This is a genomic window from Mycobacterium sp. NPDC003449 (assembly GCF_053588415.1).
In genome coordinates, this window is the sequence record NZ_JBSFPX010000023.1 from 45204 (window position 1) to 54028 (window position 8825).

The 8825-nt window shown below is 69.6% G+C and carries 10 protein-coding genes; 4 read left to right on the forward strand and 6 right to left on the reverse strand.

What is annotated here, in order from left to right:
• Positions 1-18: 18 nt before the first annotated feature.
• The 6 genes from ACWDTP_RS09320 to ACWDTP_RS09345 form a co-directional block, all read right to left on the reverse strand.
• Positions 19-1269 carry a CaiB/BaiF CoA transferase family protein gene (locus ACWDTP_RS09320; RefSeq protein WP_450018815.1) on the reverse strand — a complete coding sequence of 417 codons (1251 nt, stop codon included), beginning with the start codon at positions 1267-1269 and terminating at the stop codon, positions 19-21.
• Positions 1266-2864, reverse strand: coding sequence for an acyl CoA:acetate/3-ketoacid CoA transferase (locus ACWDTP_RS09325; RefSeq protein WP_450018817.1), 1599 nt, complete (start codon positions 2862-2864; stop codon positions 1266-1268). The genes ACWDTP_RS09320 and ACWDTP_RS09325 overlap by 4 nt, the downstream gene beginning before the upstream one ends.
• Positions 2861-3652, reverse strand: a complete 792-nt coding sequence (locus ACWDTP_RS09330) for an SDR family NAD(P)-dependent oxidoreductase (RefSeq protein WP_450018819.1) — start codon at positions 3650-3652, stop codon at positions 2861-2863. Before ACWDTP_RS09330 ends, ACWDTP_RS09325 begins: the two co-directional genes overlap by 4 nt.
• The gene (locus tag ACWDTP_RS09335; protein WP_450018821.1) at positions 3649-4161 is read right to left on the reverse strand and encodes a MaoC/PaaZ C-terminal domain-containing protein; all 513 of its coding nucleotides are present in this window, start codon (positions 4159-4161) and stop codon (positions 3649-3651) included. The genes ACWDTP_RS09330 and ACWDTP_RS09335 overlap by 4 nt, the downstream gene beginning before the upstream one ends.
• Before the next feature lie 31 nt (positions 4162-4192).
• Positions 4193-5212 (reverse strand): D-erythronate dehydrogenase, encoded by a 1020-nt coding sequence (gene denD, locus ACWDTP_RS09340; protein WP_450018823.1) that lies wholly within the window; start codon positions 5210-5212, stop codon positions 4193-4195.
• A gap of 62 nt (positions 5213-5274) precedes the next feature.
• Complete coding sequence (locus tag ACWDTP_RS09345) at positions 5275-6606, reverse strand: four-carbon acid sugar kinase family protein (RefSeq protein ID WP_450018825.1); 1332 nt, start codon at positions 6604-6606, stop codon at positions 5275-5277.
• A gap of 111 nt (positions 6607-6717) precedes the next feature.
• Here ACWDTP_RS09345 and ACWDTP_RS09350 point away from each other — a divergent pair, with 111 nt between their 5' ends.
• The 4 genes from ACWDTP_RS09350 to ACWDTP_RS09365 all read left to right on the forward strand — a co-directional run bounded on the left by ACWDTP_RS09350 (position 6718) and on the right by ACWDTP_RS09365 (position 8786).
• Complete coding sequence (locus ACWDTP_RS09350) at positions 6718-7374, forward strand: GntR family transcriptional regulator (RefSeq protein WP_450018827.1); 657 nt, start codon at positions 6718-6720, stop codon at positions 7372-7374.
• Between the two features lie 66 nt (positions 7375-7440).
• Positions 7441-7830 (forward strand): DivIVA domain-containing protein, encoded by a 390-nt coding sequence (locus tag ACWDTP_RS09355; RefSeq protein ID WP_450018829.1) that lies wholly within the window; start codon positions 7441-7443, stop codon positions 7828-7830.
• Complete coding sequence (locus ACWDTP_RS09360) at positions 7827-8450, forward strand: DNA-3-methyladenine glycosylase I (RefSeq protein WP_450018831.1); 624 nt, start codon at positions 7827-7829, stop codon at positions 8448-8450. The genes ACWDTP_RS09355 and ACWDTP_RS09360 overlap by 4 nt, the downstream gene beginning before the upstream one ends.
• A 168-nt stretch (positions 8451-8618) precedes the next feature.
• Complete coding sequence (locus tag ACWDTP_RS09365; protein WP_019510482.1) at positions 8619-8786, forward strand: DUF3117 domain-containing protein; 168 nt, start codon at positions 8619-8621, stop codon at positions 8784-8786.
• Positions 8787-8825 lie beyond the last annotated feature (39 nt).

An 8825-nucleotide genomic window follows, 5' to 3' on the forward strand; every position in this document is an offset into this window, starting at 1 on the left:
GTGGGAGGGATGGGTTGGTCACCAGCGCGTGCGGGCGCCGGCACGTTGTTCGTCGCGTTCGCTACCGACCACCCCGGCGGTCTTCAATTCGGCGATCCGCTGCGGATCGAGGCCGGCCTCGGTGAGGACCGGATCGTTGTGCTCGCCGAGGCTCGGCGGCACCATGCGCAGGCGGCCGGGTGTGTCGGAGAGCTTGACCGGCATCCCGACGAACTTCACCGGACCCACGCCGGGCACCTCGGCCGCCAGCACCATCTCGTTGTGGAGCACCTGCGGATCGGAGAACACCTCGGCGTAGTCGTTCACCGGGGCCACGAGCACGTCCTGCGCCGCGAAGCGCTCCATGAGCTCATCGCGGTCGAAGCGCAGGCTGGCCTCGCGCACCAGCCGGGTGGTCTCCTCCGCATGCATCAGCAGGCCCTCGTTGTCTTGGAACCGCGGGTCGTCGACGACGTCGTCGGGCAGGCCGAGCGCGGTGGCGCACTGCTGCCAGGGCCGGGGGATGTAGAACTCGCCGACCAGGACGTACCAGCTGCCGTCCCTGCACCGGTAGGTGCCGTACAGGGCGGTGTTGTGCGAGTGCGCGATACCCGCGGCCGGACGGGGGTATTCCTGCCCCTGGGTCAGGTAGGTGGTGCCCTCCTGCAGGTGGCTGGCCACAGCGGCGTTGAGCAGGCAGGTATCCACGACCTGGCCGCGCCCGGTGCGCTCGCGCGCGGCAAGGGCGATCATCATGCCCTGGGCGAACTGCATCGAGGCCAGGTAGTCGATCATGAACGTGCCCGACGGTGTCGGCGGGCCGTCCTGTGCGCCGGTCAGTGACATCAGTCCCGAGATGGCCTGCGCGGCAAGGTCTTGCCCGCGATTCTGCGCATAGGGACCGGTCTGGCCGTACCCGGAGGCGTACCCCACGATGATGCGGGGGTTGACCTCGGACAGGTCTGTCCAGCCGAGTCCGAGCTTGTCCATGACGCCAGGGCGGAAATTGCTGGCCACGATGTCGGCGTCCTTGACCAGATCCAGGATCAGCGCACGCCCCTCGGGGTGCTTCAGATCGACGGAGATGGAGCGCTTGTTGCGGTTGGTCGCCGACCAGTGCGGTGAATAGTCGTCGATGGTGGGGAACTGGCGGCGGCCGATCTCCCCGGCGCCGATACGCTCGACCTTGATCACATCGGCGCCGAAATCGGCGAACACCTGGGTGGCACTTGGGCCCTGCTCCAGTTGGGTGAAGTCGAGGATCCGGATTCCCTCGAAGGCATCGGTCATGGCGTGCTGATCCTTTCGGGCTCGGCGCCGCGAGAACGAACCCGCCGGGGCCGCAGGGTGAGGCCCATCGGGGCGTCGGCGAACAACCGGGCGTCCATCTCACGAAGTTCGGGAGCCACCCTGGGCAGGAACGGCATGGCCGAGAGCAGGTCACGCTCGAGGTCGAGGCCCGGTGCCAATTCGATGAGAGTGAGTCCGTCCGTGCGTAATTCGAAAACCGCGCGTTCGGTGACGTAGACGACCCGCTGGCCGTCGCGCAGCGCCCGCGCGGCGGAGAAGGTGACAACGTCGACTTCCTCGACGAACTTGGGGTAGCGCCCCTCCCGCACGATCCGCAGTGCGCCATTCGCGATCTCGGTGTGCAGCCCTCCGCCGGTGACCGTGCCGCAGAACACGACGGTGCCCGCGCGCTGCGAGATATCGACGAAACCACCGGGACCGATCACGGTGTCACCGGCCTTGGTGACGTTGACGTTGCCGTGGCGGTCGATCTGCGCGAAGGCGAGCCCGGCGAAGTCCAGGCCGCCGCCGTCGTACAGATCGAACTGGCTACTCATGTCGATGATGGCCGTGGGGTCGACGGCGGTGCCGGAGTCCAGCCCGATCCCGGGGACCCCGCCGTAGATGCCCTGCTCCACGGTGAAGGTCACCTGGTCGATCAACCCCTCCTCGTGGATCACGTGGGAAATCCCGTTGGCCATGCCGACCCCGAGGTTGGCCAGGGCGCCCACCTCCAGTTCACCGGCGGCACGGCGGGCCACCACCTTGCGGTGATCGAGGTCGATGGGTCCGATGACGCCGTCGCGGGGTGGCAACATCCCGGTCCGGGCGGGGTCGAATGCGGTGACCGGGGTCTGCATCGGGTAGTCGGTGAGCACCAGGTGATCGACCAGCGTGCCGGGCACCCGCACCTCGGCTCCGGGGATGGTGCCGGTTTCGACCACCCGCTTGACCTCGGCGATCACCAGCCCGCCGGAATTGCGCACGGCCTGCGCGATGGCGAGGTTGTCGCTGAACGCGGCCTCATCGCACATGCTCAGGTTTCCGGCCTGATCGGCCGTCGACGCGCGCAGCAGCGCCACGTCGATGTCGAAGACCGGATAGTGCAACCATTCCCGGCCGCCCAGCTCCACGATCTGGCTGAGGCAGTCCGTCGTCGCATCGTTGAGCCGCCCCCCACCGACGCGGGGGTCGGTGTGGGTCCACAGGCCGATGTCGGTGAGCAGACCGGGTCTGCGGGCGGCGATCTCGCGATAGGTCAACGACAGCGTGCCGGCCGGGAGCGCGAACGCCTCGACCTCGCCGTCGGCGATCATCCGCTGCTGACGTGGACTGAGCACGAAGTGCGAGCCGATGAAGCGGCGGACCAGGCCGGGCCGGGCGAGGTGGTCGGTGCCGCGGCCCTCGTGGTTTCCCAGCCCCATGACATGGACCACCGTCAGATCGGTGGGGGACCGGGTGGCCTCGAAGCGGTGACCGAGCGCCCCGAGCAGGGACTCGGGTACCTGCAGCAGCGAACCGCTGCCGCCCACAGCGACCGTGGCGCCGGACGGCACCAGGCCGGCGGCGTCGGCGAGAGCCAGAAGTTTGTTCATAGCATCAGGTCTCCGCCACACACGTGAAGGCATTCGCCGGTGATGTAGGAGGCGTCGGCGGACAGCAGGAAGGCCGTTGCGGCCGCCATGTCGGCCGCGGTGCCCGGCCGCCGCAGCGGCACGGCGTCGATCCGCGCGGCCCTGGCCTCGCCGGCGTCCTGGCCTTTGATCGCGGACAGCGCCGCGTCGGCGCGGTCCCACAGCGGGGTGTCGACGATGCCGGGGGCCACCGCGTTGACCCGGATACCCTGCGGCGCCAGCGCCATCGCGAAGGACTTCACCAGGCTCAGCACCGCGGCCTTGGAGGCGGAGTAGTGCGGGTAGTACGGTCCGGCCAGGCGGCCCTGGATGGAGGCCATCGCCACGATCGCCGGGGCCTCGGACGATCCGGGCTCGGCGTCGGCCATGGCACGGGCGGCCATCTGCAGGCAGTAGAGGATGCCGCGGGCGTTGGTGTCCAACACGGCATCCCATTCCTCGGTGGTTATGTCCACCGCGCGGGTCCAGGTCTGGATGCCGGCATTGCACACCAGCAGATCCATCGCGGTGCCGAATGCGGCCTGCGCCGCCCCGGGGAGGGCGTCGACGCCTGCGCGGTCCGTCACGTCGACCCGGAAGGGTGAGGCGGCGCCGCCAAGGCGCCGGGCGGTTTCCTCGGCGGCCCCGAGGTCGAGGTCCGCCACCAGCACCTTGGCGCCCTCGGAGACGAGGCGCTCGGCTACGCCGGCGCCGATGCCCTGGGCCGCGCCGGTCACGACGGCGGTGCGTCCTTGGAGCCGACCGCTCACTTGGTGTCCTCTGGGGTGGGGTGTTGACCGGAGGCGGTGACGGCGGCCAGCGGCACCTTGGAGCACAGCAGGGCCTTGCGCCCCTGCTGCACGGTCTCGCCGCGCTGGTTGACGATCCTGACGTCGAACGTCGCGATCGCCTGGTCCGGCTTCGACTCGCTGTCCCGCAGCTCGGCGATCGCGTAGTCGACGAACATCGTGTCGCCGACGAACAGCGGGCCGCGGAAGCGCCAGTCGCTGATCCCGAGGAACGCGATGGCAGTCTGGCGCAGTTCACCCGTGCGGGGCCACATCAGGCCGTGCGCATAGGCCAGGCCCAGCATGCCGTGCGCGACGCGGCGACCGAACTGGCTGGCCTCCGCGTACACGTCGGAGGTGTGCAGTTCGGAATAGTCGCCGGTCAAACCGGCGAAACCGACCAGGTCGGCGTCGGTGACGGTGCGGCCGGGGGACCTGAACTCCATCCCGACGTAGAGATCGTCGTAGGTGTAACCCTGTGCGTTGCTCATGGCTGTGACTCCTTCGGCTGTGGGGTTCTGGTCAGGCGTCGGCGGTGACCGCCACGGTGGTGAGGTATTCGGAGACGATCTCGTCGAACGAGGCCGCGGGGCGCAGACCGAGGCGCCGCGCGCGGGCCGTCGTGAACCGCGAGGGCCAACTCCCCACGATCGCGGCCACATCGTCGTCGTTCCCCCACTCGATGAGGGAGCTGCGGTCGGTGCCGGTGACGCGATCCATGGCGTCGGCCATCCGGCGCGGGGTGGTGGTCAGGGCGGGCAGATTCATGGCGGTACGGCTGCCCCACCCGGCGGTGTCGACGGCGGCGGCGGTGACGATGCCGTCGACGGTCAGGCGTGGGGACGAGAGCGCAATCTCGGTGTCCGGGGGCACCGGGCACGGCGCGGTCACCCCGGCGAGGGGTTCACGGACGATGCCGGACATGAAGCCGGACGCCGCGGCGTTGGGTCGGCCGGGCCGCACCGAGACCGTCATCAGGCGCACGGTGCGGCCGTCGATGAACCCCTTGCGGGAGTAGTCGGCGACCAGCTGCTCGCTGATGAACTTCTGTATGCCGTAACTGGATTGCGGCCGTGGCAGGGTGTCGTCGTCCACGTCCCCGACCGGACCGATCGCCGGATCGGCCCCGTATACGGCCAGGGAACTGGTGAACACCAGTACGGCCGGGGTGGCGAAGCCGCGGGCATGTTCCAGCAATTGGCGGGTGGCGTCCACATTGGTCCGCATGCCCAGGTCGAAGTCGGTCTCGGCGGCGCCGCTGACCACGCCGGCGAGGTGGAAGATCACGTCGAACTCGCCGAGCTCCGCCACGGTGTCCTGCACCGAACCGACGGCGACCTGCACACGGCCGTCGGCGGTGATATGCGCTTGGGGCGCAACGATATCCAGCAGTGTCAGCTGCCCCAGCGCGCCGAGCTCGCGACCGCAGGCCGTGAAGGATTCGGTGGCGAGGAGTCGCTGCGCCAGCAGGGTGCCGAGGAAGCCGGCGGCGCCGGTGATGAGGACGGACGGGGAAGCCTGAGCGTCGCTCGTGGTGCTCATGCGGTTGCCTCGCAAGCTCGGCTCCCGCATTTCAGATCGTTGATTCGCTCCGCAAGCGTCGCTCATGCGCGCTGTGTCTCCTTTGATGTGACGTGGATGCCGATCGCCTCGATGACATCGATGAGTGAGCCGGTGTCGCCGACGTTGCCCGGGACGACAACCTGGGTGCCGGGCGCGCCTTCGGTGTGCAGGTCCCAGACGGAGATGCCCGCGGCGACCTGCCCGCGCACCGTGGCCTCGGTCGCCCCGAAACCGATCCGCGCGACCTCGGCCGAGGTGATGCCGCCCTTGGAGACCACGGTGCGTACGGTGCGCAGGACGGTGGCGGTGGCGGCCATGAGGGCGCGCATGACGAGCTCGCCATGGGACAGGGAGTCGTCGCCGGCGCGCCGGTGCCGTTCGCTGGAAAGCACCATCAGGTTCGCGGATTCGAACGCCTGCAGAACCTGTTCGGCGGCGGTGGCCCCGGCGGCCCCGGGGTCGGCGAAGGCCTCATCGGTCGGGATCTGCACCGGCCGGATCCCGTGCCGCTCACACAGCGCGGCGAGCTGGCGGGTGCTGGCCCCGGTGTGCGACCCGCAGACCAGCAGAACTTTGGCGGCGGTGTCGATTCCGCCCGCTACCGCGATGGGACGCGGTAGCAGCGAGGTGCTCAGGGCGCCCGCGCACAGGGCGGCGAGCGTCGCGGCGCAGCGGGTGACCACGGCGCGCCCCTGGGCCTCGGCGGCCTCGAGGGCCCGGTGGATCAGGTCGATGTCCTCGTCGGTCTCGGCGTCCGGCACCACCCAGGCACCCGCCGGGGCGTTGATGAGGAGCTCGGCCAGCCCGCGGCCGCCGCTGGCCCGCAGGTTCTCGACGGGGAATGCCAGACCGTGCGCGCCGCCCTTCTCGCGAACCCAGTCCACCAGGTTCGAGGACGAGAACCCGAAGACCGGATCCCGCGCGAACTCCGTCTCACCGACCGGCATCCGCACCCCGTCCACCACCAGGTAGTGCACCGACTTGGACGTGGTCCGCCCGCCTTGCGGGAAGGCGGGCACGAACAGCACCGGGCTGGAATCGCCTGCGAAGACCTCGGACTCGGCGAAGACGTGGCCACGCAGTGTCGAGTCACCGCGCAAGACCACCCGGACCGGTCGGCCCAGCTCGTCCGACGCCGAGGCGACGGCGTCGCGCAGCGCGGTGGCGAGCTCGACCGCGGCCTGCTCCTCCAAGGCGCGGGAGTTCGTCTGCACGTACAGCGACCCCTCGGCGGACAGCACCTCGGCGATCCGCCGGGCCGACCAGTCCAGCAGGACAGTGACACCGGTCGCCATCTGGGTTCCGGTCGGGTCGTCATCCAGGACGACGGTCGGAACCCGGTGTCCGGTGTGCGATGCGCTGTGCTGCGGCAACGCCGCCTCCTCGGGATGGTGTGATGGTCCGCACAGCATACTGCCGACATGTCGACAGTTCGTCAACCCGACATATTGATCACGGTGTCGTAGTCTCACCACGGAGGTTCTATGACTCAATTCGACCTGGGAGTGCCGACCCGACTCACCCTGCGCGAGTCGGTCGTCGACCATCTGCGCTCCGCCATCTCCGACGGCTCCATCGCCCCGGGAACGCACCTCGGGGAGGTCGACCTCAGTACGTCCATGAAGGTCAGCCGGGCCACGCTCCGCGAGGCCCTACGTCAACTGCAGCAGGAGGGACTGCTGACCCAGGACAGCCGCGGCCGGGTCTCGGTCCGCAAAGTCTCACCCTCCGAAGTGGACGACATCTTCGAAGTGCGTCTCGGCCTGGAATCCATCGCGGTGCGCCGCCTGTGCACGCGACAGGACCGGGCCGCAGATGTCAGGGTGATCCGCTCGAAACTCGAGCGCCTGCGCGAGCCGCTGTCGCTGGCCGACGACATGGACGCCGACCTCGACTTCCACGGGACCATCTGCGCTCAAGCCGGCAATGCGGCCTTGGTGCAGGCCTGGACGAGCATCAGCGGCGTCATCCGGATCACCATGATCGCCGCAGGCGACGCGCCCGCCCGCGCCAACGCCTCCTATCACCGGCATGTCCCGATCGTGGATTTCATCGAGGCCGGCGACGCCTCCGGCGCACTCTCCTTTCTGCACGAACACATGTCGTCTGCCGCGGAGCAGCTGATCGCCAGGATGACCTAGCGTCCGTCGGTGACATGGCGGCCGCGCGCGCCCGCCATGTCACCCGCGTGAGGCAGTATCGAAGACGTGACACTGATACTGCTGTACCTGGTGGTGCTGGTCCTGGTCGCCACGGTGCTGTTCGGGCTGGGCAGCGTCATCTTCGGCCGCGGCGAGACGCTGCCGCCCCTGCCCCGAGGGACCACCGCGACCGTGCTGCCCGCATCGGGCGTCACCGGCACCGATGTCGGGGCGCTGCGGTTCGCCCAGGCCGTGCGCGGCTACAAGACCAGCGAAGTCGACTGGGTGCTGGACCGGCTCGGCACCGAACTGGACGCGCTGCGCGGCGAGTTGGCCGCGGTGCGCGCGGCGTACGGGGTGCCCGACGAGGACGCCGACCCGGACGACGAATCCGGGGATGTCGAGGTGTCGGCGACGGCCGGGCGGGTGCGGCCGGCATCCGACGAGCCGTCATGAGCGACGATGGCCGGACTGTCGGCACCGCCGACGATGGCCGGACTGTCGGCACCGCCGACGACGGTCGCGTCCGCTGTGGCTGGGCTCAGCCGGGCGCCGGTGGCGACACCCTCTACCGCGACTACCACGACACCGAGTGGGGCCAACCGCTGCATGATTCCAAGGCCCTGTTCGAGCGGGTCAGCCTGGAGGCCTTCCAGAGCGGGTTGTCCTGGCTGGTCATCCTGCGAAAGCGGGAGAACTTCCGCAAGGCGTTCGGCGGTTTCGACGCCGAGCGGGTCGCGCGCTACACCGACGCCGACGTCGAGCGGCTCCTGACCGACGCCGGCATCGTGCGCAACCGCGCCAAGATCGAAGCCACCATCGCCAACGCCAGGGCCGTGGGTGATCTGGACGTCGACCTGGGTGAGCTGCTGTGGTCGTTCGCGCCGCCGCGCCGTCCGCGGCCTGCCGACCTGTCCCAGGTGCCCGCCGTGACCCCGGAGTCGAAGGCGATGGCCAAGGAACTCAAGAAGCGGGGTTTCAAATTCGTGGGCCCGACGACGGCCTACGCGTTGATGCAGGCCACCGGAATGGTCGACGACCATATCGCCGCCTGCTGGGTTCCGCGGGCGAGTTAGGCGCCACGCGGTCGGCATCCGACGGGTCTTTGCACACCCTGCGTCGCCGATAGGGAAGAATAGGGGTAGTTCAGTAGCAGTTCAGCGCCGGGTGCCGTCAACGAGTGGACGGCTTCGGCCCCAACCTGGCCCGCTGAGGCGGGCCGGCTCAGTTGGAGGGAGCACTCGATGGCGGCGATGAAGCCCCGGACCGGCGACGGTCCACTGGAAGCAACCAAAGAGGGGCGAGGGATCGTGATGCGGGTACCGCTGGAGGGCGGTGGGCGCCTCGTTGTCGAACTGACTCCAGCCGAAGCCGCGGCCCTCGGCGACGAACTCAAGGGCGTCACCAGCTAGCGGTTCCGGCGCGGCGCGTGCGGGTTCGCACGGGCGGCG

Coding starts and splice junctions, on each gene's coding strand:
- ACWDTP_RS09320 (WP_450018815.1), bottom strand. CDS start 1,269: ATGACCGATGCCTTCGAGGGAATCCGGATCCTCGACTTCACCCAACTG.
- ACWDTP_RS09325 (WP_450018817.1), bottom strand. CDS start 2,864: ATGAACAAACTTCTGGCTCTCGCCGACGCCGCCGGCCTGGTGCCGTCC.
- ACWDTP_RS09335 (WP_450018821.1), bottom strand. CDS start 4,161: ATGAGCAACGCACAGGGTTACACCTACGACGATCTCTACGTCGGGATG.
- denD (WP_450018823.1), bottom strand. CDS start 5,212: ATGAGCACCACGAGCGACGCTCAGGCTTCCCCGTCCGTCCTCATCACC.
- ACWDTP_RS09350 (WP_450018827.1), top strand. CDS start 6,718: ATGACTCAATTCGACCTGGGAGTGCCGACCCGACTCACCCTGCGCGAG.
- ACWDTP_RS09360 (WP_450018831.1), top strand. CDS start 7,827: ATGAGCGACGATGGCCGGACTGTCGGCACCGCCGACGATGGCCGGACT.
- ACWDTP_RS09365 (WP_019510482.1), top strand. CDS start 8,619: ATGGCGGCGATGAAGCCCCGGACCGGCGACGGTCCACTGGAAGCAACC.